General features: G+C 64.7%; 28 protein-coding genes. 11 read left to right on the plus strand and 17 right to left on the minus strand.

Going from position 1 to position 25,218, the window contains the following annotated elements:
• Complete coding sequence (locus tag GS429_RS03670; protein WP_160062820.1) at window positions 1-1,782, plus strand: MutS-related protein; 1,782 nt, start codon at window positions 1-3, stop codon at window positions 1,780-1,782.
• On the opposite strand, the gene GS429_RS03675 is transcribed toward GS429_RS03670, so the two are convergent.
• Together GS429_RS03675 and GS429_RS21715 are read right to left on the minus strand one after the other, a co-directional pair.
• Window positions 1,783-2,403 carry a DUF6735 family protein gene (locus GS429_RS03675; protein ID WP_160062822.1) on the minus strand — a complete coding sequence of 207 codons (621 nt, stop codon included), beginning with the start codon at window positions 2,401-2,403 and terminating at the stop codon, window positions 1,783-1,785.
• A gap of 172 nt (window positions 2,404-2,575) precedes the next feature.
• Window positions 2,576-2,743 carry a hypothetical protein gene (locus GS429_RS21715; RefSeq protein WP_201293951.1) on the minus strand — a complete coding sequence of 56 codons (168 nt, stop codon included), beginning with the start codon at window positions 2,741-2,743 and terminating at the stop codon, window positions 2,576-2,578.
• A gap of 143 nt (window positions 2,744-2,886) precedes the next feature.
• Between GS429_RS21715 and GS429_RS03680 the strand changes: the two genes are divergently transcribed.
• The 3 genes from GS429_RS03680 (at window position 2,887) to GS429_RS03690 (ending at window position 5,413) form a co-directional block, all read left to right on the plus strand.
• Window positions 2,887-3,540, plus strand: coding sequence for an HAD family hydrolase (locus GS429_RS03680; protein WP_160062824.1), 654 nt, complete (start codon window positions 2,887-2,889; stop codon window positions 3,538-3,540).
• Window positions 3,541-3,791: 251 nt separating this feature from the next.
• Window positions 3,792-4,844, plus strand: coding sequence for an amidohydrolase family protein (locus GS429_RS03685; RefSeq protein ID WP_160062826.1), 1,053 nt, complete (start codon window positions 3,792-3,794; stop codon window positions 4,842-4,844).
• A gap of 95 nt (window positions 4,845-4,939) precedes the next feature.
• Complete coding sequence (locus GS429_RS03690; RefSeq protein ID WP_160062828.1) at window positions 4,940-5,413, plus strand: universal stress protein; 474 nt, start codon at window positions 4,940-4,942, stop codon at window positions 5,411-5,413.
• A 38-nt stretch (window positions 5,414-5,451) separates the two neighbouring features.
• Here the strand turns inward: GS429_RS03690 and GS429_RS03695 are convergent, their stop codons facing one another.
• Window positions 5,452-6,390: a biotin--[acetyl-CoA-carboxylase] ligase gene (locus GS429_RS03695; RefSeq protein ID WP_160062830.1), complete on the minus strand. Its 939-nt coding sequence runs from the start codon at window positions 6,388-6,390 to the stop codon at window positions 5,452-5,454.
• A 253-nt stretch (window positions 6,391-6,643) separates the two neighbouring features.
• On the opposite strand from GS429_RS03695, the gene GS429_RS21720 reads away from it, so the two are divergent.
• Entirely contained in the window at window positions 6,644-6,814 is a 171-nt protein-coding gene (locus tag GS429_RS21720; protein WP_201293952.1) for a hypothetical protein, read from the plus strand.
• 21 nt (window positions 6,815-6,835) lie between these two features.
• Here GS429_RS21720 and GS429_RS03700 read toward each other — a convergent pair whose 3' ends face one another.
• The 3 genes from GS429_RS03700 to GS429_RS03710 form a co-directional block, all read right to left on the minus strand.
• Window positions 6,836-7,816: a tyrosine--tRNA ligase gene (locus GS429_RS03700; protein ID WP_160062832.1), complete on the minus strand. Its 981-nt coding sequence runs from the start codon at window positions 7,814-7,816 to the stop codon at window positions 6,836-6,838.
• A 96-nt stretch (window positions 7,817-7,912) separates the two neighbouring features.
• Entirely contained in the window at window positions 7,913-8,098 is a 186-nt protein-coding gene (locus GS429_RS03705; RefSeq protein ID WP_160062834.1) for a hypothetical protein, read from the minus strand.
• Between the two features lie 172 nt (window positions 8,099-8,270).
• Window positions 8,271-8,615 carry a HalOD1 output domain-containing protein gene (locus tag GS429_RS03710; protein ID WP_160062836.1) on the minus strand — a complete coding sequence of 115 codons (345 nt, stop codon included), beginning with the start codon at window positions 8,613-8,615 and terminating at the stop codon, window positions 8,271-8,273.
• Between the two features lie 157 nt (window positions 8,616-8,772).
• Between GS429_RS03710 and GS429_RS03715 the strand changes: the two genes are divergently transcribed.
• The 3 genes from GS429_RS03715 to GS429_RS03725 all read left to right on the plus strand — a co-directional run bounded on the left by GS429_RS03715 (window position 8,773) and on the right by GS429_RS03725 (window position 11,119).
• Window positions 8,773-9,426 (plus strand): hypothetical protein, encoded by a 654-nt coding sequence (locus tag GS429_RS03715; RefSeq protein ID WP_160062838.1) that lies wholly within the window; start codon window positions 8,773-8,775, stop codon window positions 9,424-9,426.
• 152 nt (window positions 9,427-9,578) lie between these two features.
• Window positions 9,579-10,181: a hypothetical protein gene (locus tag GS429_RS03720; protein ID WP_160062840.1), complete on the plus strand. Its 603-nt coding sequence runs from the start codon at window positions 9,579-9,581 to the stop codon at window positions 10,179-10,181.
• A 68-nt stretch (window positions 10,182-10,249) separates the two neighbouring features.
• Window positions 10,250-11,119: a DUF4870 domain-containing protein gene (locus GS429_RS03725; RefSeq protein WP_160062842.1), complete on the plus strand. Its 870-nt coding sequence runs from the start codon at window positions 10,250-10,252 to the stop codon at window positions 11,117-11,119.
• Between the two features lie 119 nt (window positions 11,120-11,238).
• Here the strand turns inward: GS429_RS03725 and GS429_RS03730 are convergent, their stop codons facing one another.
• A complete protein-coding gene (locus GS429_RS03730) occupies window positions 11,239-12,015 on the minus strand; it encodes a 4-phosphopantoate--beta-alanine ligase (RefSeq protein ID WP_328821226.1) in 777 nt (258 codons plus the stop codon).
• Window positions 12,016-12,193: 178 nt separating this feature from the next.
• On the opposite strand from GS429_RS03730, the gene GS429_RS03735 reads away from it, so the two are divergent.
• A complete protein-coding gene (locus tag GS429_RS03735; RefSeq protein ID WP_160062844.1) occupies window positions 12,194-12,895 on the plus strand; it encodes a class I SAM-dependent methyltransferase in 702 nt (233 codons plus the stop codon).
• A gap of 101 nt (window positions 12,896-12,996) precedes the next feature.
• On the opposite strand, the gene GS429_RS03740 is transcribed toward GS429_RS03735, so the two are convergent.
• The 5 genes from GS429_RS03740 to aspS all read right to left on the minus strand — a co-directional run bounded on the left by GS429_RS03740 (window position 12,997) and on the right by aspS (window position 19,876).
• Entirely contained in the window at window positions 12,997-13,167 is a 171-nt protein-coding gene (locus GS429_RS03740; protein WP_160062846.1) for a hypothetical protein, read from the minus strand.
• 169 nt (window positions 13,168-13,336) lie between these two features.
• Window positions 13,337-13,984 (minus strand): helix-turn-helix domain-containing protein, encoded by a 648-nt coding sequence (locus GS429_RS03745; RefSeq protein WP_160062848.1) that lies wholly within the window; start codon window positions 13,982-13,984, stop codon window positions 13,337-13,339.
• A 264-nt stretch (window positions 13,985-14,248) separates the two neighbouring features.
• Entirely contained in the window at window positions 14,249-17,152 is a 2,904-nt protein-coding gene (locus GS429_RS03750) for a DUF1508 domain-containing protein (RefSeq protein ID WP_160062850.1), read from the minus strand.
• A 465-nt stretch (window positions 17,153-17,617) separates the two neighbouring features.
• Window positions 17,618-18,451 (minus strand): pantoate kinase, encoded by an 834-nt coding sequence (locus GS429_RS03755; RefSeq protein ID WP_160062852.1) that lies wholly within the window; start codon window positions 18,449-18,451, stop codon window positions 17,618-17,620.
• A gap of 120 nt (window positions 18,452-18,571) precedes the next feature.
• Entirely contained in the window at window positions 18,572-19,876 is a 1,305-nt protein-coding gene (gene aspS, locus GS429_RS03760) for an aspartate--tRNA(Asn) ligase (protein ID WP_160062854.1), read from the minus strand.
• 126 nt (window positions 19,877-20,002) lie between these two features.
• Between aspS and GS429_RS03765 the strand changes: the two genes are divergently transcribed.
• A complete protein-coding gene (locus GS429_RS03765; protein WP_328821227.1) occupies window positions 20,003-20,806 on the plus strand; it encodes a creatininase family protein in 804 nt (267 codons plus the stop codon).
• A 120-nt stretch (window positions 20,807-20,926) separates the two neighbouring features.
• A complete protein-coding gene (locus tag GS429_RS03770) occupies window positions 20,927-21,712 on the plus strand; it encodes an SIR2 family NAD-dependent protein deacylase (protein WP_160062856.1) in 786 nt (261 codons plus the stop codon).
• Window positions 21,713-21,798: 86 nt separating this feature from the next.
• Here GS429_RS03770 and GS429_RS03775 read toward each other — a convergent pair whose 3' ends face one another.
• The 5 genes from GS429_RS03775 to GS429_RS03795 form a co-directional block, all read right to left on the minus strand.
• Window positions 21,799-22,002, minus strand: a complete 204-nt coding sequence (locus GS429_RS03775) for a hypothetical protein (RefSeq protein ID WP_160062858.1) — start codon at window positions 22,000-22,002, stop codon at window positions 21,799-21,801.
• Window positions 21,999-22,286, minus strand: a complete 288-nt coding sequence (locus GS429_RS03780) for a HalOD1 output domain-containing protein (RefSeq protein ID WP_328821228.1) — start codon at window positions 22,284-22,286, stop codon at window positions 21,999-22,001. The genes GS429_RS03775 and GS429_RS03780 overlap by 4 nt, the downstream gene beginning before the upstream one ends.
• A gap of 114 nt (window positions 22,287-22,400) precedes the next feature.
• Window positions 22,401-22,904: an Lrp/AsnC family transcriptional regulator gene (locus tag GS429_RS03785; protein WP_160062862.1), complete on the minus strand. Its 504-nt coding sequence runs from the start codon at window positions 22,902-22,904 to the stop codon at window positions 22,401-22,403.
• 239 nt (window positions 22,905-23,143) lie between these two features.
• On the minus strand, window positions 23,144-23,848 hold the full coding sequence (locus GS429_RS03790) for a phosphoglycerol geranylgeranyltransferase (protein WP_160062864.1): 705 nt from the start codon (window positions 23,846-23,848) through the stop codon (window positions 23,144-23,146).
• Window positions 23,849-24,011: 163 nt separating this feature from the next.
• Window positions 24,012-25,130 carry a hypothetical protein gene (locus GS429_RS03795; RefSeq protein ID WP_160062866.1) on the minus strand — a complete coding sequence of 373 codons (1,119 nt, stop codon included), beginning with the start codon at window positions 25,128-25,130 and terminating at the stop codon, window positions 24,012-24,014.
• Window positions 25,131-25,218: the final 88 nt, after the last annotated feature.

A 25,218-nucleotide genomic window follows, 5' to 3' on the forward strand; every position in this document is an offset into this window, starting at 1 on the left:
ATGCGACTCGAGGAGTACTGGGGAGTCGGCCCGAAGACGCGGGAAACGCTGGTCGAGGAGTTGGGGAACGAACGGGCGATCCGGGCGATCGAATCGGGCGACGTACGGACGCTCTCGGACGCCGGACTCGCTCGCGGCCGAGCGACGCGTATCCTGCGGCGAGCGACGGGTGGAGCCGGAATGGACGTCCTGGCGACGGGCGACGCGCGGTCGGCGTACAAGGAACTGCTCGATCTGGCGGTCGAACACGCCGTTACCCAGCGCGCGGCCGACCGGATCCGAGTGTTGACGCCGTTGACGACCCGCGAAGCCATGACGGATCGACTGGTCGACGTGATCGCGGCCCGCGACGCGTGGGCGACGCTCGAGGAGAGTGATCGGAACGCGGTCCTCGACGCCTACGAACGATACGACGAGCGCGACGGAAGCGAACACGCGGCCGTCGAGGCCGCGCTCGCCTTGCTCGAGGCCGGCGTCGATTCGGGGCCGTTCGCGGCGATCGCCGACCTCGAACCCGAGCGACTCGAGGAGGCGGCCGAAGCGCTTGCAGCACTCGACGGAGGCCGCGTGCTCGAGGGTGCGGACGAGGAACTCGATCGTCTGCGGTCGGCGCTGGGCACGGTCGAAGACATGGACGCGAACGCCCTCGAGTTGATCGAGGAGTTGCGGGACGACGGCGTCCGCGACGTCGCCCAGTTCCGGGACGCCTTCGAGGATCGGCTGCTCGCCGAGACCGACGTGACGATCGACCAGGTTCGGAGCGCGATGCCGGCCGACGCGACCGATGCGACGGACTTCGTCGGCGCGACGTTGCGGACCCTTCGGAGCGACCTCACCGGCGCGATCGACGAACGCGAGGTGCTGGTCGCGAGCGATCTCAAGGGGACGCTCGCGGAGAATCGCGACGCCGTCGATCGGGCGGTCGGGGCCGTCGACGACATTGCACTGCATCTCTCGCTCGCCCGCTTTGCGCTGGCTTATGACTGTACGCGTCCGGCGTTCACCGCTGGACAGGACGCCGCCGTCTCGGTCGTCAACGCGCGCAATCTCACGCTCGCGGCTCGCGACGACGAGGCCGTACAGGACGTGACCTACGCGCTCGGCGACCACGGGGTCGACGACGTTCCGGCGAGCGTCAACGCCGTTCCCGGCGAGGAGCGGATCTCCGTGCTTACCGGGGCCAACAGCGGCGGGAAGACGACGCTGCTCGAGACGCTGTGTCAGATCGTCCTGCTGGCGATGATGGGGCTGCCCGTCCCCGCCGACCGGGCCGAAGTGACGCCCGTCGATTCGCTGGTCTTCCACCGGCGGCACGCGAGTTTCAACGCCGGGGTCCTCGAGTCGACGCTGCGCTCGGTCGTGCCGCCGCTGTCGGACGAGGGGCGGACCCTGATGCTCGTCGACGAGTTCGAGGCGATCACCGAACCCGGGAGTGCGGCGGATCTGCTTCACGGGCTCGTGACGCTCTCGGTCCAGCGGGATGCACTGGGGGTGTTCGTCACGCACCTCGCGGACGATCTCGAGCCGCTGCCACCGGAAGCGCGCGTCGATGGCATCTTCGCGGAGGGGCTAAACCCCGACCTCGAGTTACTGGTCGACTACCAGCCCCGCTTCGACACCGTCGGCCGATCGACGCCGGAATTCATCGTCTCGCGACTCGTCGCGAACGCCGACGGGCGGGGCGAACGCGCGGGGTTCGAGACGCTCGCAGAGGCGGTCGGCAACGACATCGTCCAGCGGACGCTGGCCGACGCCCGCTGGAGCGAGGGCGAGGGCGACTGATCACCGCGGGTCGCCGTCCTCTTCGTCTCCCAGTTCGCCTCCGTCTCGTCCCCGTCCCCGTCCGACGCCGTCTTCGCGCCACCTGTCCGGCGTCGGCGTATACGAGCCGTCGTCTCGAGCCGGTTCGTCCTCGTCGTCGCCGTAGGTGTAGACGGTTCCGTTCTCGTCTTCGCAGACTCGCGCCTCGAGGTACGCCTGGGCCGCCCGCCGCGAGAGCGCGCCCATTTCGATGATATCCACGAGCGTGGTCTTGATCGCTCGAAACCACGTCCGGACTCGGCGGTCGGCGACGTCGCCGTCGATGCCGACGATCGCGCCGCGTCCGCCGTTCCGACCGTCGCCCCACTCGAGCCAGCAAACGCGGAAGGGAGCGACGTCGTAGTCGTCGCCGGGGGTGACGAGATACAGCGCCTCGTGGACGCAGGGGTCGAGGTAGTTCGTGAGGATACGCTCGCGAGCGATCGAGTCCGCGAGCAGGTCGGCGTCGATTTCGCCGTCGGCCAGCGGCGTCTCGGCGCTGATCCGGTCGCCGAGATTGATCTCTTCGCCGCCCCAGTGGCTGTACCGCAGGTCGTAGAGTCGATCCGGGCGACGGTAGGCGACGAGCGCTCTATGCCCCATCGTCCCTCCGGCACGAGGACGGTTCGTAACTGTGTGCGATCTGCGTTCGACGCGGGAGACGAATCCGAGACTCCATCGACGGTGCTGGTCGCCCGTCCGTACTTGAACCTCCGGATCGTTACCCTTCCTCCTCAAACGAAACAGAACCGTCGAAGATCCCCGTCGCTGGACGTCACTCGGGCCTGAACTCGAAACTTCCTCGTTCGCGAATGTCGATCTCGCCACACTCCGGACAGCGTTCGTGTGCCGTCTCGAGGACGGTCCCACACGTCGGGCACTGGTATTCGATGCCTTCGGCATCGATCGGCAACGTCTCCTTGAGTCGGTCGAGAAGTCCCATACGTCGTTTTCGGGAACCGCTGCCGATTAGCAGCGGGCATGCATATGCCACGGGTCTACGGCCCTCGGGCGATTTCAAATCGGCCGGGTAACAGCCAGCATAACGCCGAAATTCCTGCGTCTCGTAGACGGGCCCGAACCCGAATGGACGCCGAATACGACGCGGTCGTCTTCGACAACGACGGCGTACTGACGACACCGACAGATCGGGAGGTACTGGTCGAGGCGATACACACCGCTTTCGAGACGGTCGGCGTGACCAATCCGTCGGACGATCACGTCCGGACATTGATGGGACCGAGCGTCGACTCGCTGTGCATCCTCGCGGAGACGTACGACGTCGATCCGCAGGAGCTCTGGACGGCCCGCGAACACGCCGCCATCGAGGCGCAACTCGAGGAGATCGAGGCCGGTCGCAAGCGACTGTACGACGACGTGGCCTCGGTCGCGACCCTCAAGACGGCGACGGCGATCGTCAGCAACAACCAACACGAGACGATCGGCAACATCCTCGAGCAGTACGAACTCGACTGGATCGACGCCTGGTACGGCCGCGAACCGACCCTCAAGGGGATCGATCGGAAGAAGCCGACGCCGTACTATCTCGAGTTGGCGCTCGAGGCACTGGACACCGAGGACGCATTGTTCGTCGGCGATAGCTGGGTGGATATCGAAGCGGCCGACACCGCCGGGATCGACGCGGCGTTCCTCCGCCGCGATCACGTCGAAGGCGTGGGGCTCCCGCGGGAGCCGACCTACGAGATCGAGTCGCTCGAATCGATTTCCGGACTGCTCTGAGGGTTACCCGTCGCGTCGACTCGACCCTCGGCGCGCTCCTCGACAGTAGCCTTTATTACTGAACCGCTTGCTCGAGCCAGTGCCAATGCGTTGCCGTCGCTTTCGGGACGTCGAGAGCGGAGGCCGCGGGACAGCGATCCGAACGTTGCGATCGACGGTGGCTGCGTGTGGAAGGCAAAGCGTAGCGATTGTGGACGGAGATAGTCGCTCGACCCCGAACCGTTGAAGGGACACACCACGAACACAGGAGTATGGAACGAACCGGGACGATTCTTCGGGGCCGCGAGTTTGAACCCATCGAGGGGCGAGTCGTAATCGGCGACGACGGGCGGATCGAGTCGATCGAGGCGGAATCGGTCGAGAGCGACGACATCATCCTCCCGGCGTTCGTCAACGCCCACACCCACATCGGCGACTCGATCGCGAAGGAAGCAGGTGGTGACGACCGCTCGCTCGAGGAACTGGTCGCACCGCCGGACGGGCTGAAACATCGTCTGCTCCGTGCTGCCTCGCGCGACGAACTCGTCGCTGCGATGGGCCAGTCGCTACGGTTTATGGAACGGGCCGGCACCGCGGCCTGCCTCGATTTCCGCGAAGGCGGCGTCGACGGCGTCGAGATGCTCGAGGCGGCCGGCGGCGGCCGCGACATCGATGCGCTCTCGTTCGCCCGCGGTTCGATCGACGCGATGCGCGCCGGCGACGGGTTCGGTGCGAGCGGGGCCAACGACTCCACGTTCGACCGCGAGCGGGACGCAACCCGCGAGGCGGACAAACCCTTCGGCATCCACGCCGGCGAAGTCGACTCGAGCGACATTCATCCCGCCCTGGACCTCGAGCCCGATTTTCTGGTCCACATGGTCCATTCCGAACCCGACCATCTCGAGCGCGTCGCCGACCAGGACGTGCCGGTCGTCGTCTGCCCGCGGTCGAATCTCGTGACGGACGTCGGCCTCTCGCCGTACACCGAACTGAGCGAGCGAACGGCGCTCGCGCTCGGAACGGACAACGTGATGCTCAACTCGCCGTCGATGTTCCGGGAGATGGAGTTCCTCGCCAAACTCTCCGAACTGCCCGCCGACGAAATCCTCCGGATGGCGACCTGCAACGGCGCCGATATCGCCGGCCTCGAGTACGGACTCGTCGAACCGGGACGGGAAGCTCGCTTGCTGGTACTCGACGGAGCGTCGAACAACCTCGTCGGCGCTCGAGATCCCGTCCGGGCCGTGGTTCGTCGGGCCGGCGTCGACGACGTCCGTGAGGTGATCTACGGCACTGATACTGATTCTGATCTTCACTCGCCGTAACGCCTGGTTTCGGACACGTGTCCATTATCTTCGCGATGATCTGCCCGCGCTCCGGCAACACTATTATAGGAGAAGATTGTATGTTACCACATAGCATGTACGAATGCATCCTCGTCCCGACCGACGGATCGCCGGAGGTCGAACGCGCCCTCGAGTACGCGTTCGATCTGGCCCGCGCCCACGATGCGCGGGTTCGGGCGATTTACGTCGTCAACGCCGCCAGTTACGGTGGGTTGCCGATGGAAACGGCCTGGGAGGGGATCAGCGGCGCGCTCCGCGAGGAAGGGGAGGCGGCCGTCCGCCGGGTCGAAGAACTCGCGCCGGACGATATCGCGGTCGAAACGGCGGTTCTCGAGGGCGAGCCCAGTCGCGTCATCGTCGAGCACGCCCAGCCCGACCGGTGTGAACTCGTCGTGATGGGCACACACGGCCGCGGCGGGATCGACCGACTCCTGCTCGGGAGCGTGACGGAACGCGTCGTCCGCCGCGCGCCGGTCCCGGTGCTGACGGTACAGGTCGACCAGACGGAGACGGAGGACCAACGAGAGAAACAGATGGCCGTCGAGTGAGCGGCGTTTTCGCTCGGACAAATAAGACGATCGGGAGATCAGACGGGCCGCAAGTGCTCACAGTCGCCCGCAGCCACCGTTACTCGTCCGTCATCAGTTTCGACCACGAGCGCGCCCGACTCGGTGACGTCGACCGCCTCGCCGACGATTTCGCCCGCTCGGCGATCGACCCTGACTTGCTGACCCAGCGTCAGCGCCAGCTCTCGCCATGCCGGCACGACGCCCTCGAGATCGGACCGATAGCGATCGAACTCCTCCAGTAACCGCTGGACGAACCGACGCCGGTCGACGTCACCTGCTTGCTCTCGAACGCTCGTTGCGCCGTCCGGGAGGGCGTCGGCCTCGATGTTCGCGTTGACGCCGATCCCGACGACGAGCCATTCGACGCGGTCCGTCTCGCCTTCCATCTCGGTCAGGATACCCGCCAGTTTCCGGTAGTCGCCGTCGTCGCCGACCGGGACGACCACGTCGTTCGGCCACTTGATCCGGGCGTCGACCCCGGCTTCGCGGGCCGCTCGCGCCGTGGCGACGGACGCCGCGAGCGTGTATAGCGGCGCCTTCGCGGGCGCGATCGCGGGTCGAGAGACGACGCTCAGCCAGACCCCGCCCGAGGGGGCCGCCCACTCGCGCTCGAGACGGCCACGTCCGCCGACCTGTTCGTCCGCGAGGACGGCCGCGTCCGCGGCCCCTTCCGTCGCCAGTTCGCGCGCTCGGTCGTTCGTACTTCCCACCGAGTCGTGGTACTCGACCGAAAACGGAGCCTCGAGTTCGTACTCGACGGCGGGGCCGGTGTACGCCGTGACCGCGGCCAGTTCGTACCCGTTCGGGCCGCTTTCGATCTCGAAGCCGGCATCGCGAAGCGCGTCGATGTGCTTCCAGACGGCCGCCCGCGAAACGTCCAGCGACTCGGCCAGTTTCGGCCCCGATACCGCACCGTCCGACAGCGACTCGAGGATCGATCGTCGCGTCTCGTTCATGCAGCCGAGAGGGGGGCGCTCGCACTTGAATCGGCGGGTTCGACACCGGGCCTTGGCGGGTATCGCGGTCGATCACCTCGGATGCCGCTCTGCGACCGGAATCTCCGCATACCTCCGGTACTCGAGGACGGGAAGAGATCCCCTGGCCATCGCCCACCTTACGGTCCGATCGTTCGGTCCCGTGATCGATCCATAGGCTTTTACGAGTCGTTCCCGGTGGTTCGAATGTGGGTGTGGTACGGTAACAATAACCATGGAACTCGGACGACGCTGTACGACCTGTAAACGGCGAATCGACGAGCGGGAAATCGAGCGCTGCGAGACGTGCGGTCGCGACGTCCACGAACCGTGTACCGAATACCGGACGACCTTCGAGTGTCGTGACTGCGGGGAGGAGACGGCGATCGGTGCGGTCGAGTTCTGACGGCGTTTTTTCGGCCGACGGTCAGTCCCGAATCTCGCGCAACTTCTCACGTCCCGGCGCGATCAGTTCGTCGAGGTAGCTCGCGAGCGTCCCCTTCGCGTCGGCGGGATGGAGTTCGCCGGACTCGAGGTCGGTGGCCAGGGTCTCGTAGTCCTCGTAGGTCAGATCGCCGCCGTACTTGTCGGGTCGCTCGACGACGATTTCCTCGAACCGCGGGAAGACGTGGTACTCGAACAGTTCGAGGACCGGGTTCTCGAGGTCGCCCTCGGGATCCCGCGTCGGCGGACAGAAGGCCGAGTTGACCTTCTCCTCGAGCTGCTCCGTCGAGTCCTCCATCGAGATAGTGACCCCCTCGCTCGAGGACATCTTCCCCTCGCCGCTGGTGAGGTCGGCGACGATCGGCGTGTGCAGGGCCGGCCGCACGTCGTAGCCCAGTTCTGGGAGCTCCTCGCGGGCGAGCATGTGGACCTTGCGCTGGTCTAAGCCGCCGACGGCCAGATCGAGGTCGAGATACTCGATGTCCAGACACTGCATCAGCGGGTAGACGACGTGGCTTACCTTCGCGGTCTCGCCGCCCTGAATCTCGGCCATCGCGCGCTGGGCGCGGTTGAGCGTCGTCGCGAGCTCGAGTTCGTGGAGGTCGAGCGTGTAGTCCTCGTCGAGCTGGAACGACGACCCGTAGACGAACTCCGTCCGGTCCTCCTCGAGGCCGTAGGCGATGAACTGGGCTTTCATCTGCTCGGCGGTGTCGCGGATCTCCTCGAAGGTGCCCTTGCCGTTGAGGTAGGCGTGGACGTCGGCCAGCAGGACGACGACCTCCATACCGGCCTCCTGCAGGTCGATGAGTTTGTTCGCGGTGAGCAGGTGGCCGAGGTGAAGCACGCCCGAGGGTTCGTAGCCGACGTAGGCGCGCTTACCCGACGGATCGTCGGCGAGTTCGCGAACCTCCTCGTCGGTGACGACCTCCTCGGCGTTTCGCATAATCAGGTCGTAGGTGTCCATGTATGGACTGAAACCGGAGGAGGAATTTATACCCGATGAATGCTCGTTTCGACGGCGGGTGTGCGCTCCGTCAGTCCGCGAACGGTGACCGCGGCCTCAAAACGGGCTCAGCCGGTCTCGAGCCGTCCCGGCGAGGTAGCCGGTCGCCGCGCCGACACCGGCACCGACCGCGCCGCCCGCCGGTCCGGCGAGACCGCCGACCTTCCCGCCGGCTTTCGCTCCCTTGGTCGCACCCTTCGAGGCGTGTTCCGATCGCAGACACGGTGGCTCGAGTCGTGACATCGATCGATAGTTCGATCCGCTGACGGATAACGGTTAGTTTTCGCCACCGATTGGCGAGGCGAGGACGATCCGCGTAATGTGTGATTCGGCTGCTGTAGTCGGTTTCGTCGTCCCCGCGGCCCGGGATACACCGCGACGTCGGTACAGCAGACCGTCCGAGCGGTCGTCCCGGCTACTCCGATGCCCGCCTGAACGTCGCGACGCCGTTCTGCCGGACGTGGATCCGGTAGCCCTGATACGTGAACTCGAGTTGCGCCTCGGCCTCCGCGGGCGGGGGCGACGAGAAAAGATCGGCGATCATGTCGTCGATACAGCCGTAGATCGGCGACAGCTCCGTCATGCCGCTCTCCTCGAGTTCGGCGACGACTTCGACGAGCTGGGTTTCGGGCACGTCTCGGCCGGTATCTAACTCCCGTCTTGTGAGGACGGTTCCAGCATCGTTAGCGTCGCCAGTAGTATCAGTATCGCCAGTAACGCCGGTATCGTCCGTATCGAACGGATCCGTCGGGTCGTCCATCGATACAGATCAGTGAACTGCTACGACCGTAACCGTTGTACCGGCCTATGCGGGCAGCGGTGCAGTCGACCGTAGACCCGACACAATCGTTTCGGTCCTCGGCGTGCGTATGCCTGCCGAACGCTCAACTCCGCTGTGCCCGTAAGGATCCGTCTGTATGGGCTACACCGAAGACTTCGTCAACGCCGTGCGTCGGAGCTTCATCCCCCAGATGCACTACCTGCTTCAGGGGAGCTTCGACGGCTACGCGATCAGCCACACGACGGCCGACGAGTACGCGCTTACGGCCCACTGCGACGAGGCAACGATCGAGGAAATCCTCGATCAACTGGGCTTTTCCCGCAACCCCATCGCGTCGCTGAAGGTTCGAACCGACGGCAACACCTCGGAAGGGTCGTGGGTCTGGCGACCGTCGCCGCTGGCCGATATGCAACTCCACGTCGTCCTGCACGAACTCGAGAACGAGGAGGGGATCGACGTCTACGCCCACTGGGAGTGTTCCTGGATTCGTCACCCCTACAAACACTACGTCGCACGCGGCTACGACGCCGAGAAAGGCGTCGAACTGGCCCGCCGCTGGCTCACTAGCTACGAGGGCGACGAACTCGAGGGCACCGACGGTATCGACTGCGAGATCGACGACTCGATAACGCGGACGGCGAGCGAGTACTTCTCGATGTCGTACTATCAGGTCGAAGAAGCAGTCGCAAGCGTCAGATCTCGACTGCCGTACGTTCAGGGCGACGGCTCGCTCGAGATCGACCGGGATGGCGAACGGGACGGCGTGTCGCCTCGGATCGTCGACCGGTGAGTGGGCGGGAGAAGGGAAAAGAAACTGAGAGACGACACGAGTTCCGCAATCCCCGTTGAGAACCGCAATGAACTGTGTATCGCCGTTTGGCGGCCGCCAAATCCGAATGTGGATTTAACACCCCTAAGCAGCATGTGTTGGAACAGAGAGAGATGGCTTCCCTCCCGCCCTGGATCGACACCCGGATCGACGACGACCTGAACAGGAAGCTGACCCAGCGACACGTCGTCGAAACGATGCTCGCAGCCGACCGGCCGTACTTTTCGGCCGAGCAGATCCGCGCTCGGGTGCGCCCGGACGTGAGCAAAGAGACCGTCCGGCTCCGGTTGAACGAACTCCTCGAGATCGACGTCATCGCCGCGGATACGTATCCGGAATCGATCACCCTGTACTACGTCAACCACCCGGAATCGCAGTGGCCGCTGACTCCCGAAGGGAAAGACGCGCTCTCGTACGAGACCCCGCTCGACACCCTCTCGGTCGGCGATTTCGTCCGACTCCGGAATCCGGCCGGGCTCAGGACGCTGGTCCTCGCCGGATTTCAGTTGAGTCTGGTCCTCTTTGCGGTCGGAATCGTCGCCTCGTTGCTCGCGAGCGATCCGATCGTCCGGAGTTCGAACGCGTACTGGGAGGCGGCTGGCAATCTCTTCGTCGTCTGTTTCGTTCTGTTGCTCGCCGAGCGGATCGTCCGCAAGCTTCGAAATGACGGCGTAACCAGCGCCGGGGTGCTTCCCGGCCGGACGCGATCGAACTGAGTCGGTCGCTGGGGCCGCCACAGAGACGAGTCACGAACTGACCCCGCACGATCACCAATATAGACCTCATGCCCACTGAACACGACAACACGACGACGGCATCGACGACGCAACCAGGCCCGAACGTACTCGAGGAGCGAACGCTCTCGGGAATCTTCGTTCACCTCCTCGGAGTGGGGACCGGATTCATCCTCCCCGCGCTCGTGTATCTGGTCGCCGAGCGCGAGTTTACGCGCCGAAACGCCCGGAACGCGTTCAACTGGCAGGTGATCGTTACCGGCGTCTTCGCCGCGCTCTTCGGGCTGCTCGCAGCCGGATTCGCCATCGATTCGCTGGCTTCCGAGAGTTCGCTCCTCCGGTACCTCGGAATGGCGTTTGTGCTCGTCGCCGCGATGGGGCTCTTTGGATCCACGCTCGTCGTTCTGGTAAACGTCGTCTTCGGACTGGTTGCGATGGGGAAAGCGATCTTCGGGACCGCGTGGAGGTACCCGCTCGCTCCAGATGTCGTCGGCTGGCTCGCCTCGAGGGTCCGCAGTGACGTCGGCTGGTGGAAGCTCCTGGCTGCCCATCTCGTCGTCACGCCGCTGGCTGGTACGTATCTGGCTTGGCTAATACTCGAGCCCGGTGCGGAAGATAGCCCCATGTTTTTCGTCGGCTTCGGGCTCGTTCTGGCGCTCGTCCTTAGTTCAGTCCTTACGCCGGGCGTGCTCGTCCGTGATATGAGAGTCGTCGCGACGACGAGTACCTCGTGGCAACCGAGTTGGGTCACCTACCTCGGCGGTCCGGCGGGGATCGCCGCTCTCACCTACGTCGCGGCGACGGTGCAGTTTCACTCCGAAAACCCGTCCGGTGATGCGGTGTACGGCTTCGCGGGCGCGCTCTGGATCGCCGTGAGTGTCTACCTGTACAGACGGTATCGACGGGTCGACTCGCCGTGACAGTCGCTACGAGCCGCGGCCACCCAGGCCCTATCGTCGCTGTTGAAAGTCGTGACACCTGATCAAACGATAGCGCCGCGAGCAATGTGAGATCCGTTTCAGCGACGACTATACCGCAGTTACACTCCGCTTCGAATCCGGTCTTCCGCATCCTCGAGCGCTGCGTCCCGATCGAAGTCGTCGATGATCGCCCGCAGTTGCTCCTCGTCGGCGTCGGCCAACTCCTGTGCGTGCTCGGTCATGTTCGGCACCGCGCGGATGATGTTGTCGACGATCGGGATCTCCGCGACCTGGGGCGACCGCGAGAGCGGATTGAGGTCGATCACGATCTCGGTCTTCCCCATCTCGTTCAGCGCCTCCGCCCGGTCGCCGTCCTCGAGGGGCACGAGCACGACGTCGGCTTCGTAGATCCCGTCGGCGTCGACCTTCGCGCGCTGGTGATCCAGATTCGGGATCCGGGCGTCGGCCTCGAGCCCTTTGACGTCCTCGGCACCGTGCTCGCGAAGGTGGTCCGCGATGGCCTCGATCCGCTCCGGAGTGCGGTTGAAGAGGTTGACCTCGAGGTCGGCACCGGTAGCCTCGGCGAGTGCGGTCATCTCGCCAGGGACCAGCGCGGCGACGTTGCCGTTGATCGAGAGGACGGGGTGGTCGGCGCAAAGCAAGTGCGCAGCGGCGGCGCGTTCGGCCGCGGCTGCGCTCGGAATGGTCGCTTCGCCGAGCAGGTAATCGAAAGCGCTGCCGCGACCTTCGGCGTGCATCCCCTGGAGGTGCGTGATCCCCTTCTCGACACCTTTTTCGATCCGGTGGCGCGTGAGCAGGTCCTGATATCTGGGGTGATCCTCGGGGATCTCCTCTTCGTGCTCGACGTCGGCGGAAACGGTGTCGTACTCGGTCACGATCGATCACTGGATTCGGCCGATAAAAAACAGACCGATCCGTCGAACGGATGCGGTCGCGGAATCGTCGACTCGAACGAGCCAGGAGGAGGGTGAATCGGCGGATCGAGGGCGGTTCTAATAAAGGCACGATAGATTTCGGGTTAAATTACTCCTCCGGCTAGCCCCATCTCCGACTATGGCCACGGACTCTCGGGATCGAGACGCGACGCCGACGAACGACGGCTCGAGCACGGGCAACGGACACGCCGCACACCTCGAGCGCAGTCGCACCGTCTGGGACCGGTGGAGTGATTGGTACGGCATGAGCGAGAACGACTTCGAACCGATGCGCGAGGCCGCAATCGACCACCTGGCACTCGAGTCGGGCGACCGAGTTCTGGAGATCGGCTGCGGTCCGGGGGTCAACTTCGAGCGGATCCGCGACGACATCGGCACGTCCGGGGAACTCGTCGCCGTCGACTACAGCCCGGCGATGATCGAGAAGGCGCGAGCGCGGATCGACGCCCACGGATGGGAGAACGTCCACGTTCGACGCGCCGACGCGACGACGGTCGAGTTCGAGGAGCCGTTCGACGCGGCGCTCGCGACGCTATCCTTGAGCGTGATGCCCGATATTCACCGAGCGGTCGAGACCGCCTACCGGTCGTTGGTTCCCGACTCGACGTTCGTCGTCTTCGACGTCAGGCCCTTTCCCGACGGGCCCGCTCGGGTCCTGAACCCGTTCGTCTGGCGCTTCCTGCGCTGGTACGCGAACTGGAACCCGGAGGGGGACGTCGTGGCGTCGCTTGATACCGTCTTCGATGCGAGCGAGGTCGCCGACACCTACATGCAGGGCGCCACGTACACCGTCGTTTGCGAGAAACGCGACGCGGACTGACCGTCCCGACTCCATTATAATTCACGGAGTACGATTTGTTGCTTACTGCTGTGGTAGGAACAGGGTATACAGTAGCCAGTATCAGAACCCATTTGGGAAGTCTATTTATCCATGGCTGACAGCAACTCGATCCCGAAACCAAAAATCCCAATAATGAATCCGATCAGCATGATCGTCGCTGCTGTCCCCATTCCAGACGGACTAATATACGCGGAGAAGCCCCCGAACAACACGGCGAGGATACCAAACCGTTGTAATGCTGCTCCAGCCATTATAGATCCAGTAAGACTGGCTAAGTAAGTACATTCTGATTGGCAAACACGTAACTTTGGTTTCAGCAATCTACTTTCGATGCTGCTGTTCAACAAGCACGTGTAGTGAGCACATTTGTCACGCTAAAACACTTCTGAGGAACCGGTTTTTCAGAACTACCGAACCGCTCTACGGGCCGCTATCGAGCACCCCTCCGACCGCGTTCGCCTCGCCGCGACGGACGAGTTCCGACGCTGTCGAGACGGCACAGTCGAGTTCCTCCGCAACTGCCTCGATGCCGCCCTCGCGCGGGATTTCGTAGAATCCGACCTCCTGGGCGGCTCGCAGTGCGGCCGCCTGTCGATCGGAAACCGACGCGTCGGCGACCGCGATCTCCTGGCTGACCCAGCGGACGTCCAGTTTCATCCCGTCAGGAACGTCTTCCACGACGGCGGTCAGCGCCGACGGATGGCCGACGACGGTCAGTCGAACCGTTCTGTCCGATCGGATCTCGATAGGCGGGACGACCACGACGGTCTCCTGTGCGAGCGCGTTCACCAGGGACATCCCTTCCGGCCCGAGGTCTCGGCGAAGATAGAGGAAGAAGCCGTCCTCGGAAGACGTGATATCGTACTCGAGGACGGTCTCGAGGTCGTCAAGGAACGACTCGTAGGCCTCGGGGTCGCCGTAGACGAACGACGTAATCGTCTCGACGCCGTCGACTGCCTGTCCGCCGACGATGATCTCCCGGTCGAGATCCGGCGACTCGCAGATGCCCCGATGCAGCGGCGGAACCGCACCCCGGTCGTACTGCAGTTCGATACGCATCGATTTCATGACGCGAGGGTGTCGCTCGATAGGGATAAAACCCCGATAGAATTCGGGAACAGTCCGACGGCATCGTCGGCGAAATCGAGGACACGGTCCGAAACTCCGCTCTCCGTCGATCCCGCCGCGGGCCGCTCCTCGGCGCAACCAGCGGTCGCGTTCGCGACTGGGGCGGCGGTCGCCGACTCCCGGTATCGTTCTCGTATCAAATCGGGGAAACGCGGCGAAAACAGGCGGCAGCCGATAGCCGACGCTCGTTCAGGCGGGCGACGCTTACTCCGTGAAGGTGATCCAGCCTTCCGGGGCGTGGGCCTTCACGTCGTTCATCGCCTGGCGGGCGTCCGTTCGGCTCTCGTAGGTCTGCGTGCTCTCGGCCATCGTCGACCCGTACTCGTCGACCAGCCGCCAGACCCAGCCATCCTCTGCGGTGTGGAGTTCGAAGGAAACGCTGTCAATCTCGAGGATACTCGCGTCCTCGATCAGGGAGCGGACGTCCTCGAGGGCCTCGCGTGCGGCCTCGGTCGAGGGATGCGTTTCGGCACCGCTGGCGATGGTGCGGCCGTCCTCGTCGATAAGCCGCCAGCGCCAGCGGTCGTCCTCGTCAGCGACCAGTTCGAAGGAGGCGACGTCGAAGTCGACGCGGCCGGCCATCGGTGCGAGTTGGCGAACGTCCTCGACGTCGCCCATGACGGCCGCCTTGGACGAGACCGCGCCGACCGCACCCGCGATCACCTCGCGGTCGCGGTCGACGAGTTCCCAGGTCCAGCCGTCGTCGCCGTCGAGGCGGATCGCCGCGTCTTCGATCGCGAAGATCGGCGCGTCGCTCGCGTGAGCCTTGAGGTCGTCCGCACCGGCCATCGCCCCGTCGCGGTCGGCGTAGGAGACGACCGAATCCGCGATCTCATCGCGGTCGCGGTCGAGCAGTCGCCAGTGCCAGCCGCCGCTGTCGTACAGCTGTACGGCGACGTCGCCGATCGTGTGTTGGCGAGCGGCCGCGGCCGCCTCGCGAACGTCGTCGAGGCTATCGACGAGTTCGTCCCGGGTCGTATGGGCTTTCCCGTCTTCGGCGACGGTTTCACCCGACGGCAGGACGAACCGCCAGTGCCAGTCCTCGGCCGCGTATCTCTGGAACACCGCCCGCTCCATCGTTCGGACGTCGGAGTCCAGATGCTCGAGCAGCCGGTTCATCGCCTGTCGCGCGGCGCCGCGGGTCGGGTGCGTCGCGGGGTCTTCGGCAACGAGTTTGCCGGCCTCGTCGATGAGTCGCCAGCCCCACTCGTCGTCCTCGTTGACGAACAGTTCGAACGCCGCGGTCTCGATCTCCAGCAGTTCGGCCTCGGGAGCCTGCTCTTTCAGCGTCATCATCGCCTCGGCGGCTTCCCCGCGCGAGGTGTGTTCTTCGCCGCTGTCGGCGAGCACGTTTCCGTCCTCGTCGATGAGCCGCCAGCGCCACTCGCCGGAGTCGGCCTCATAGACCTGGAACGCCGCGTGCTCGAACTCGATGAGGTCGGCCTCGCTGGCCTGGTCGCGAACCCGCTGGATCGCTTCCGTCGCGGTCTCCGCGTCGGGGTGGGGCTCGGTGCTCGCGGCGACGATCTCGCGATCGTCGGTCACGAGCCGCCAGTTCCAGTCGGGGCCGGTCTGATCGGTATACTCGAGTGCGGTGCCACCGTCCGGTTTCACCGCGGGCTCGTCGACCGTCGCCGGGAGGTCGTCGCCCCCGGCCTCCGCCGTCGCGTCGATTTCGTCGGTCGGATAGACCTCGTACTCGGCCTCGTCGATTTCGACGACATCCGCCTCGAGTGCGTAGTCGCCGAACCGCTCGGCACCGTCTTCGATGGCGTCGTGGTCCGTCGAGGCGTCCGGACTCTGCGCGACGACGTGCTCGGTCTCGTCGACGAGCCGCCAGCGCCACTGCTCGCCGGATTCGTACAGTTCGTACGTCGGCTCGCCGGCGACGGTCACCGACGCCGATTCGAGTTCGGGAAGCAGCGCTTCGGCGGCCGCCTCGGCGTCGCGCCGGGTATCGAACGTGTCCGAACAGTTCGCGACGGCGTCGTCACCGTCGTCGACGATCCGCCACGTCCAGCCGTCGGGCTGTTCGACGAGTTCGACGCCAACGTGTTCGATATCGAGCAGGCGCGCGCGGTCGAACCGTTCGGCGAACGTCTGGGCGGCCTCCTCGGCTCGCTCCTGCGATCGGTAGCCCGCGTCGCTCGAGGCCAGCGGATTTCGATCGTCGTCGACCAGTTGCCAGTACCACTGATCGCGTTTCTCGGCGTAGGTGAACGCGGCACCCTCGATTTCGATGACGTCCGCGTCGGGGCCGCGGTCTTTCAGGAAACTCACGGAGTTCTCGGCCTCGTCGCGTTCGCCGAAATCTCCGGTCGAGGAGCCGACGACGCTGCCGTCGTCGCGTGCGAGCGTCCACTGCCAGGTTCCGTCGCGGTCCTCGTAGAGCCGGAACGCCGAGGTGGTCAACTCCATCAGCCCTGCGGAGCTGATCTGTGACTGAACGCGCTCGATGTTCTCCGTGGCGTCCGGCCGCGTGACGGCGCTCTCGTTGCTCGTCGCGAGCGCCTCGAGGTGGAGGACGTTCCAGTTCCAGTCGCCGTTCTCGTCGCGGAAGACGGCGAACTGTGCGCTTTCCATCGTATCGCCGGTCAGGATCGCCGGATCGTCGCTCGCCCCCTCCTCCTCGACGAACATCCCTTTCTGGCCCGTCAGGACCGGTACGAGCGCCGTAACTCCGGCGATCAGCCCGACGCCCAGGGTGTACACCGTGATAACCTGAACGCTGTAGTCGGTGCCGAGCTCTCGCCAGTTGTAGGGGTACGCCCAGCCGAAGAACATGACCCCGCCCAGTGCGACGAGAAGGCCGAGTACACTCGCGTAGATTCCGATTCTCCGTACCGGGAGCATGAGGACGATGCCGAACAGACAGAACGCGAGTCCCGTCGCCGCCGCGATCCCCGATACTCTGGTCAGGGTGTAAAAGTCCGTACTCCCCCCGCTACCGGCGTAGCCGACGACGAACGTAAACACTCCGGCAGCGCCGAGGATATAACCGAAGATGAACAGCCAGTAGCCGTACACGTCCTTGCTCGAGTCGGGTTCACCGACGTAGTGTTCGTAAAGCCGAAACAGTTTGTGGTGAATTTCAGTTGTCGAAGACATTCGGAAACTTGACCGGATAACTGGAACCCACCATAATAAAGCTCCGGCCACCATTCTGTTATTTGACATTCTTTTGGTTTGCCAAAAGTGGCCACTTCGAGACGAAAACGCGCGCCGAGTACCGAGTTGATCGGCGAACGATCTTAACAGAACTACCCGCTACTTCGGTTGAACGGCTGGTTTTCAGCTACTCCCCACGAGGGAGCGATCGGGTTCGCGGCGGAAATTCGGAGTGACGTCGATGAGTGGACGTACTCTCCTCCGTCGCAGTCCGACGTTTCAGCGGCGATATTTTCGCTATGTGACAGTAACAGGGTGACAAAGCTCGAGGGGCGAGAGACTGATACGGATTGCTGTAACGATGTACCGGTGCAACCGCCGTCCGGGTCGCGGTTGCGCCGGAAATGACTTCCAGTAAACCGTATGAGAGTACGGACGTGAGAGTGTGAACAGGAGAGGAAAACCTCACTTCAGCATTGCGCCCGCCGGATGTGTCGCACAGACGGTCGGCTCGTAGCCGGCGTCCGAAAGTCCTGTCCCGAGCGCGAAGACGGTCTCGCCGAGCATGGCCATCGACGCCTGTCCCTCGACGTCGGTGACGTCGCCGATCGTCCGCGCGACCTGCTCGGTCACCAGTTCCGCTTCGCGGGCGAACATTCGAGACGCGTACATAAACGAGAGCAGCGTCGGCTCCTCGACGACTCGAGAGAGCGCCTGCTTTCCGGCGGCCGACAGCCGGTCGGTCTCCCCTGAGAGCACGTCGGCCGTCGACAGTTCGCCGAACGACACGTACTCCACGCGCGCTCGCTGGGGAATCGCATCGAGTTTGTTCTCCAGGGGTCCGCCCGGTTCCAGACGGATCGGAGCGCCGCCGTGGGCCTGGGCAACCACGTCGCCTAATCCCGTCCCCGCCTGTACCTCCGCGCCGTGGGCGATGGTGACGAGTTCGTTCGCCGAGAGCTTGCGTTCGAACACGTGATTCGCCGCGAGCGCGGTTCCGAGCGCCATCGCCCCCGAGACGCCGAAGCCGGAGCCGAGCGGGAGTTCCGACTCGGCCTCGACTCGAGCCGGTGCCTCGAGCGTCTCGAGAACCGTCTCCACGGGATCGATCTCGAGTTCGTCCCCGTCGAGGACGACCGTCGATTCGCCGTCGGCTGCGGGTTCGACGGTTACCTCGACGCCGTCGGTGAGCGTCAGTCCCGCACCGCGGGAGCCCGCCTTGGTCGGATCGTCGTCTGGGTGAGCGCTGAAAAAACCCGTAATGTGCCCCGGAACGAACGCCGTCGCCTCCTCGCGCATTGGACGGTATTTCGACTGGGGCGATATAACAGTGAAGATTCGGTGCCGCTGTGATCGGCCACCTGCTAGAGTTCCGCTGCTGGCCTCCAAGACGCGCCGCGCTGGCCCCAGGTTTGTCCCCTACGGCGACAGACGCTGCCGATCTCGCGGGAACAACACAGCCTCTCGGATGTTGTCCAGGCCGAGAATCGTCATGACCAGGCGCTCGCCGCCGAGGCCGAACCCGGCGTGGGGCGGCATGCCGTACTTGAACATCTTCGTGTAGTACTCGAACTGGTCGGGATCGAGCCCCTGCTGTTCGAAGCCTTCGATGAGCTTCTCGTGGCGGTGTTCGCGCTGGCCGCCCGAAACCAGTTCCATCCGCGGGTGCATCAGGTCGAAGCCGGTCGAGAGCTGTTCGTCGTCGTCGTGATCCTTGATGTAGAACGGCTTGATCTCGCTCGGCCAGTCGGTGATGAAGTAGTGGCCGCCGACGTCGTCGCCGAGCGCCTTCTCCGCTTCCGTCGAGAGGTCGTCGCCCCAGACGAGTTGCTCGTCGAGTTCGCCCGTCGCGTTGATGCGCTCGATGGCGTCCTCGTAGCTGATGCGCGGGAAGGAGTCGTCTTCGAGTCCGAACTCGTCCTCGAGACCGAGCGTCTCGAGTTCGTCCTCACAGTTCTCCTGTACCGCTTCGTAGGCGGCCGTGACGACGCCTTCGACGACGTCCATGGCGTCGTTCTGGTCGCAGAACGCGCCCTCGAAGTCGATCGAGGTGGCCTCGTTCAGGTGGCGCGGCGTGTTGTGCTCTTCGGCGCGGAAGATCGGCCCGATCTCGAAGACGCGTTCGACGTTCGAGCCGGCGATGAGCTGCTTGAACAGCTGGGGCGACTGGTTCATGAAGGCCTCCTCGCCGAAGTACGTGATCGGGAAGAGTTCGGTACCGCCTTCGGTCCCCGTCGCGACGATCTTCGGCGTGTTGATCTCCGTACAGTCGAACGCTCGGAACTGCTCGCGAACGGCGCGCAGGATCTCCGCGCGGATCTCGAAGATGGCCTGAACCTCGTCCTTGCGGAGGTCGAGCGTACGGTTGTCGAGGCGCGTCGAGAGGTCGGCATCGACCTTTCCGGAGGGGTCAAGCGGCAGTTCAGGGTCGGCGGGTGCGACGACCTCGACGCTCTCGGGCGTGATCTCGACGCCCGTCGGCGCGCGCGGCTCCTCCTCGACCGCACCGGAAACCTTGATGACGCTCTCTCGAGCGACGTTGAGGCCGGTTTCGACCAGATCGTCGTCCATCTCGTCTTTCTCGAACTTGATCTGGATCTTGCCCGAGCTATCTCGGAGAATCAGGAAGGCGATGCCGCCGAGGTCACGCGTTTCGTGAACCCAGCCGGCGACGGTCGCGTCGTCGCCCGGCTCGGCGTCGGCAGTATGGATTCTGTCCTGCATACACCCCGATTCACGCAGGCGGGACTTAAGCGCAATCGTTCGCGTCCGTCGGACGTCCGGGCGGGTCTCCGAGTCGCCGGCGTGTCCGTCCGCGTTCGTTTTGTTGCGGCGAGGCGAACAGCGACCGTGACTGAGACTGACACTGAGACCGAGACCAGCGACACGCCATACCGCGTCGCGGAGATGACCTGGCGGGAGATCGAAACGGCCCTCGAGCGGACCGAGACGCTGTTGCTCCCCGTCGGAAGCACCGAACAACACGGCCATCACATGCCACTCGGCGTCGACGTCTACATGCCCGAGGCGATCGGCGAGCGCGTCGCCGAGTCCGGTCCCGCGCTGCTCGCGCCGCCGATCTGGTACGGCGTCAGCCCCCACCACACGTTCAAACCCGGCACGTTCACGATTTCGACCGAGACGTTCCAGCGATACGTCTTCGACGTCTGCGCGTCTGCCGGCGAGTGGGGCATCGAGAACGTCCTCCTGCTCAACGGCCACTACCTCGCGCAGGATCCCGAACTCGAGATCGTCGTCCGCGAACTCCGCGAGGAGACCGGCATGGGCGCCTTCCACGTCCCGCTCGTGAACGTCTTTGCCGACGTCGCCGAGGAGATTCGCACCGCCGACGTCTCCTTCCACGCCTCGGAGTTCGAGACGAGCATCATGCTCGAGCTGTTCCCCGAACTCGTCCACATGGATCGCGCCGAAGCTGTCGAGCCCCCTGAAGAATCGCTCCCGCTGACCGACTACGACGCGCTCGGAGAGAATCAGGTCGGCTGGGCACTCAGCGCCGAGGATATGACGGAGCTCACGCCGACCGGAAACATCGGCGACCCAACCGTTGCGACCGCAGAGAAAGGCAAGTTGCTGGTCGAGGCGGCCGCCTCGAGCATCTGCACCCTCGTCGACGAACTCGAGGCGGCGGACTGATGCGGACTGACAGGGTCCGCTGTAGTCAGTATCGGTGCGCCGTCGCCGTCTCGGGTCGCGCCAGGAAATCGGCGCGCGTTCCGGATGAGCGTTTTTAGCGTTCGACCCCGACCAACCGATATGGACGACCTCGAGCGACTCGCCGACGAACTTCGGAGCGCAGACACGGCCGTCGCCTTCACCGGTGCGGGAATCTCCGCACCCTCGGGCGTCCCGACGTTCCGCGGCGACGACGGCGTCTGGGAGAGGTTCGACGAAGGACAGTTCACGTACGGGCGATTCCGGAGCGACCCGGCGGCGTTCTGGGGGGACCGCATCGACCTCCAGCGGGAGCTGTTCGACGAGGAGTACGAACCCAACGCGGCCCACAAGGCGCTGGCTACGATGGGGCGTGACGACCACCTCGAGGCGGTTCTCACGCAGAATACGGACGGGTTACACGGGAAGGCCGCCGAGGCGGCCACCGCCGGAGTCAGTGACGACACAGCGGAGACGACGATCCTCGAACTCCACGGCAACTCCCAGCGGGTGCGGTGTACCGACTGCGGGAAACGGAGAGAGGGGGACCCGATCTTCGAGCGCGCCGGGGACGGCGAACTCCCGCCGACCTGTGACTGCGGCGGCGTCTACAAACCCGACGTCGTCCTCTTCGGCGAGCAACTCCCCCGCGCGGTCATCCAGCGCGCCAAGTCCCTCGCCCGCGAGAGCGACGTCTTCCTGGCCATCGGCTCCTCGCTTGTGGTCGAACCCGCCGCGTCGCTTCCCCGTCTCGCGGCGTCTTCGGGCGCGACCGTCGGCATCGTCAACCTCGAGTCGACGCCGGTCGATAGCGTCGCCGATGTAGTCCGGCGCGAAGACGTGACGACGGTCTTGCCGCGGCTTCGAGAACTCGTCGAGGCGAAATAGCGGCGAGACCACAAAGGGGTCCGGAAAGCGGATTCGGGTGTCGGCAAGAGGGAAGGAAAATGCAGAGCGTTCGCGAATCGGCCGCCTTAGACCGGTCGTTCGATCGAACCCACGAGGTCGTGGGCGAGAAACGCCTCGCAGATCGCGGGCGGCATCGGCCGGCCGACGGAGTCGCTCGAGTCGATCGAGTGGCCGGTTTCGACGAAGTGTTCGAGGGCCGCTTTCGAGCGTTCCCCTTCGGTCGTGTTCTCGCGACCGACGAACCAGTCGCAGTTGTGGCAGTACTTCATTGTGTCGGCTGGTGATCCGGTTGCTGATCCGACTCGATTTCGACCGTGCCGTCGCTATCGACGGAGATCCGTTTCTCGTCGTACGTAAACGTCACGCGACCGGTTCGGGGACCGCCGTTGGTGGTCGATTCGAAGAGCGAGTCTAACGCAGTCGGATCGAGACTGTGGAACAGCGGCGGCGAGAGCTCCGCCGGATCGACACCGTCGTGAGCCGCGACTTCGCGGACGACTCTGATCGACAGCGATTCGCCACTGGAGGGGTGGGAGGGAGACTGTGTTGCCATCATCAGTGTAAGGCCGCTGCAGTGTATAAGAATGACGGACAGTATCGTTTTGAGATAGCAGCAGAAAAGATATATTCTGGCCAGTATCCATGCATCGAAATCGGTTCGGCGACCTTAGTTCGACTCCGTTTCCGACCCCGACTCGGACTCGGACTCGAGTTCGACCTTTCCGAACTGATCGAAGGGCTGGTAGTAATCCCCTCGCACGATTTCCGACTGGTGGATCTCGAGTCCCAGATCGTCCAGTTCCTCGGTGACGGCCTCGATCTCCGGCGTGTTCATCGCGACGATCTCGACGTGGAGGTTTCTGGAGCCGGTCAGCAGTTCGCGGACGTTGACGACGCCCGGGACGTCGACCGTCCGCTGACAGATGGTCTCTCGGTCGGCGATCGGGGTCGTACAGATGAACAGGAGGTGGTGTGGAATCTCCGCGGCCTCGTAATCGATCTCCGGACGATAGTCCCGCAATACCCCTTCGTCTTTGAGTTCTCGGAGCCGATTGCTCACGGTACTCGACGACACGTCGATCCGGTCGCCGATTTCGTCGTGGGTGAGGTGCGTCTGATTCTCCTCTTGCAGCAAGTACAGGATGGCGCGGTCGGTCGGATCGAGGTCCATGCCCCGTACTACGAGCGCCCGACGAATGAGTCCCCGTGGGAGCGTCAAGATCGCTGAACAGTCACGTACCGATACCGTCTGTGTGTTTTCTCGTTTTCACGCTCTTTTCCCGGCACTCTCCCATTCCCGGTTACGCTCTCGCCCGCTTTCCCTCGGCGGCTGGAGCCGCAAAAGTGCTCGCGACACGCAGTCGAACGCTCGAGGAGACGATCCCAAGACTCGAGGCTCGGTCCCGCCGATCAGGCCTCGCGCGCCGCCTCGACGGTCTCGCGAACCGCTTCGACGCCCTCGTCGTGAGCGAGGTCGCCGACGACGATCACGTCCGCGTGCTGGGCCATCGTCGCGGCCGAATCGTAGTCGTGGATGCCGCCGCCGTAGAACAGCGTCGTCTCCTCAGTGGCGTCGCCCGCAGCCGCGACGATCTCTTCGTCGCCGAAGGTGCCGGAGTACTCGACGTAGACGATCTCCTGGCCGAACATCCGCTCGGCGACTTCGGCGTAGGCGGCGACGTCCTCAGCGTCGAGGTCACAGTCGGCTTCGGTGTACGTCGCAACGTCCGCCTCGGGGTTCATCACGATGTACGCTTCCGTCCACGTCCGATCCCAGTCCATGTCGCCGTCCAGTCGCACCCACTCCTTGTGGGCTCCCGTGATCCAGAACGGCGAGCCGGCGTTGAAAACGGTCGGGATGAGATAGCCTTCGAGCGCTCGGTTGTCGATGACGACATCGGGACTCGAGGGTTCCTGATAGAGCGGGACGTCGTGTTCGGCACAGGCGTCGACGACCGCTTCCATGTTCTCCTCGGTGATGCCCATGGTGCCGCCGACCTCGATCGCGTCGGTGCCGGTCGCGCAGAGATCGCCGTACGTGACGCCCTCGGGAAGCTCCTTGTCGGGATCGATCTTGAGAACGTGGTTCCAATCGTCCCAGGGGCAGGTAGTCATACCGCGACCCTTTCCCGACAACCGGCAAAAACGCTACGAAACGACTGGTCCCGAACACGTGGCCGGGCAACTGACACGTTTGGCCCCGTCAACGCCGACTGTTTGACCAGTCGCTCGCGATTCGAGACCGTGGTCGAACCCGTCGGACCATCCGTCAAGCTGATCAATCTTGAATACGCTCGGAAATCTCGAGCAGATCCCGGACCGCCTCGAGCGCGGCCTCGACCGTCTCGGCGTTCTGGGCCCGAAAATCGCCGTTCGTGATCCCCGCCTCGCGGCCATCCGCGCTCGTCGATTCGGAGCGCGATCCCGTTTCACCCGCGCTCGTCGCCGCGTCGGCTCCCGACTCGCTTCCACCGGCGCCCGCGTCGGGGGAGTCGGGTTCGATCGCCGGAACCGATCGGCGAAGCACGAGCGCGTCGCCGGCCGTCAGCAGTTTCGTCGCCGGAGAAAGCACCGCAGCGTACCGGGCCGCGAAGGACTCGAGGTGGTCGGCTGCACCCGGAATGCGGAGATCGACGGCGCCGCGTTTCAACTCGTGGACGAGCCGATGGTCGGACGCGAGCGACGGTGCGTCGACGGCAACCGCGTAGCGGGTCTCGGCTCCCGTCTCGTCGCTCGAGCCCGCGAGGTCGGGATCGGCGGTGAGTTCGAGGGTCGGATCGCGATCCGATACGGCCGCCCGATACTGTCGAACGATCGTGGGTACTCGTTCGCCGACCGCACCTCGGGAGTCGGTTTCCGGTCCGCTATGGTCGATCGCGGCCGCCACCAGCGTCGCGCGGTAGTCGCCGCGATCTGTCTCCCGACCGTCGAACCACTCCCGGATCGACTCGAGCGAGACCGTCGCGTCGAACGCGGGCGTCTCGACGTCTGTATCGGCAGCGATCGTTTCCGCCGGCGCGATCAAAATCGTTCGACAGTCGTCCCACTCGTTCGCGAGCGCCCGTTCGCGACGGGTTCGGTAGCGCTCGAGCGAGCCGTCCGAGAGGAACGGCGAGTCGGGGCTACCGATCGTACTCGCGAGGACGACGAGGACCTGCTCGCCCCCGATTTCGAGACCGAGTTCGACGTCGGTTCGTCGACGCGTGCGCTCGCGGTTGGCCGGTTCGCCGTCGACGGCCGAGTACCACGCGCCGCTCATCGTTGCCGATTCGACCGAGAGCGAAAGCGGCTCGAGCAGCCACGACCGAAACGCCGGCGAGACCGACAGCTCCTCGAGAACGAGCGTGTCGATATCCCGGGTACAGACCGACTCGAACCGGACCAGTTCCGAGCCCATGGTCCGGCACTGGTGGGCCGATCACAAGAGCGTTCGGCTCTTGATCGCAACGTCGAGGCGCGGCAGCGGAAACGAACGCAGTCGATGC

Source organism: Natronorubrum halalkaliphilum, assembly GCF_009834785.1.
Taxonomy (GTDB): Archaea; Halobacteriota; Halobacteria; order Halobacteriales; family Natrialbaceae; genus Natronorubrum; species Natronorubrum halalkaliphilum.

Bases quoted from the DNA above. Each gene is read 5' to 3' on its own strand.
- GS429_RS03670 (WP_160062820.1), top strand. From the start codon at position 1: ATGCGACTCGAGGAGTACTGGGGAGTCGGCCCGAAGACGCGGGAAACG.
- GS429_RS03675 (WP_160062822.1), bottom strand. From the start codon at position 2,403: ATGGGGCATAGAGCGCTCGTCGCCTACCGTCGCCCGGATCGACTCTAC.
- GS429_RS21715 (WP_201293951.1), bottom strand. From the start codon at position 2,743: ATGGGACTTCTCGACCGACTCAAGGAGACGTTGCCGATCGATGCCGAA.
- GS429_RS03680 (WP_160062824.1), top strand. From the start codon at position 2,887: ATGGACGCCGAATACGACGCGGTCGTCTTCGACAACGACGGCGTACTG.
- GS429_RS03685 (WP_160062826.1), top strand. From the start codon at position 3,792: ATGGAACGAACCGGGACGATTCTTCGGGGCCGCGAGTTTGAACCCATC.
- GS429_RS03690 (WP_160062828.1), top strand. From the start codon at position 4,940: ATGTACGAATGCATCCTCGTCCCGACCGACGGATCGCCGGAGGTCGAA.
- GS429_RS03695 (WP_160062830.1), bottom strand. From the start codon at position 6,390: ATGAACGAGACGCGACGATCGATCCTCGAGTCGCTGTCGGACGGTGCG.
- GS429_RS21720 (WP_201293952.1), top strand. From the start codon at position 6,644: ATGGAACTCGGACGACGCTGTACGACCTGTAAACGGCGAATCGACGAG.
- GS429_RS03700 (WP_160062832.1), bottom strand. From the start codon at position 7,816: ATGGACACCTACGACCTGATTATGCGAAACGCCGAGGAGGTCGTCACC.
- GS429_RS03705 (WP_160062834.1), bottom strand. From the start codon at position 8,098: ATGTCACGACTCGAGCCACCGTGTCTGCGATCGGAACACGCCTCGAAG.
- GS429_RS03710 (WP_160062836.1), bottom strand. From the start codon at position 8,615: ATGGACGACCCGACGGATCCGTTCGATACGGACGATACCGGCGTTACT.
- GS429_RS03715 (WP_160062838.1), top strand. From the start codon at position 8,773: ATGGGCTACACCGAAGACTTCGTCAACGCCGTGCGTCGGAGCTTCATC.
- GS429_RS03720 (WP_160062840.1), top strand. From the start codon at position 9,579: ATGGCTTCCCTCCCGCCCTGGATCGACACCCGGATCGACGACGACCTG.
- GS429_RS03725 (WP_160062842.1), top strand. From the start codon at position 10,250: ATGCCCACTGAACACGACAACACGACGACGGCATCGACGACGCAACCA.
- GS429_RS03735 (WP_160062844.1), top strand. From the start codon at position 12,194: ATGGCCACGGACTCTCGGGATCGAGACGCGACGCCGACGAACGACGGC.
- GS429_RS03740 (WP_160062846.1), bottom strand. From the start codon at position 13,167: ATGGCTGGAGCAGCATTACAACGGTTTGGTATCCTCGCCGTGTTGTTC.
- GS429_RS03745 (WP_160062848.1), bottom strand. From the start codon at position 13,984: ATGAAATCGATGCGTATCGAACTGCAGTACGACCGGGGTGCGGTTCCG.
- GS429_RS03750 (WP_160062850.1), bottom strand. From the start codon at position 17,152: ATGTCTTCGACAACTGAAATTCACCACAAACTGTTTCGGCTTTACGAA.
- GS429_RS03755 (WP_160062852.1), bottom strand. From the start codon at position 18,451: ATGCGCGAGGAGGCGACGGCGTTCGTTCCGGGGCACATTACGGGTTTT.
- aspS (WP_160062854.1), bottom strand. From the start codon at position 19,876: ATGCAGGACAGAATCCATACTGCCGACGCCGAGCCGGGCGACGACGCG.
- GS429_RS03770 (WP_160062856.1), top strand. From the start codon at position 20,927: ATGGACGACCTCGAGCGACTCGCCGACGAACTTCGGAGCGCAGACACG.
- GS429_RS03775 (WP_160062858.1), bottom strand. From the start codon at position 22,002: ATGAAGTACTGCCACAACTGCGACTGGTTCGTCGGTCGCGAGAACACG.
- GS429_RS03780 (WP_328821228.1), bottom strand. From the start codon at position 22,286: ATGGCAACACAGTCTCCCTCCCACCCCTCCAGTGGCGAATCGCTGTCG.
- GS429_RS03785 (WP_160062862.1), bottom strand. From the start codon at position 22,904: ATGGACCTCGATCCGACCGACCGCGCCATCCTGTACTTGCTGCAAGAG.
- GS429_RS03790 (WP_160062864.1), bottom strand. From the start codon at position 23,848: ATGACTACCTGCCCCTGGGACGATTGGAACCACGTTCTCAAGATCGAT.
- GS429_RS03795 (WP_160062866.1), bottom strand. From the start codon at position 25,130: ATGGGCTCGGAACTGGTCCGGTTCGAGTCGGTCTGTACCCGGGATATC.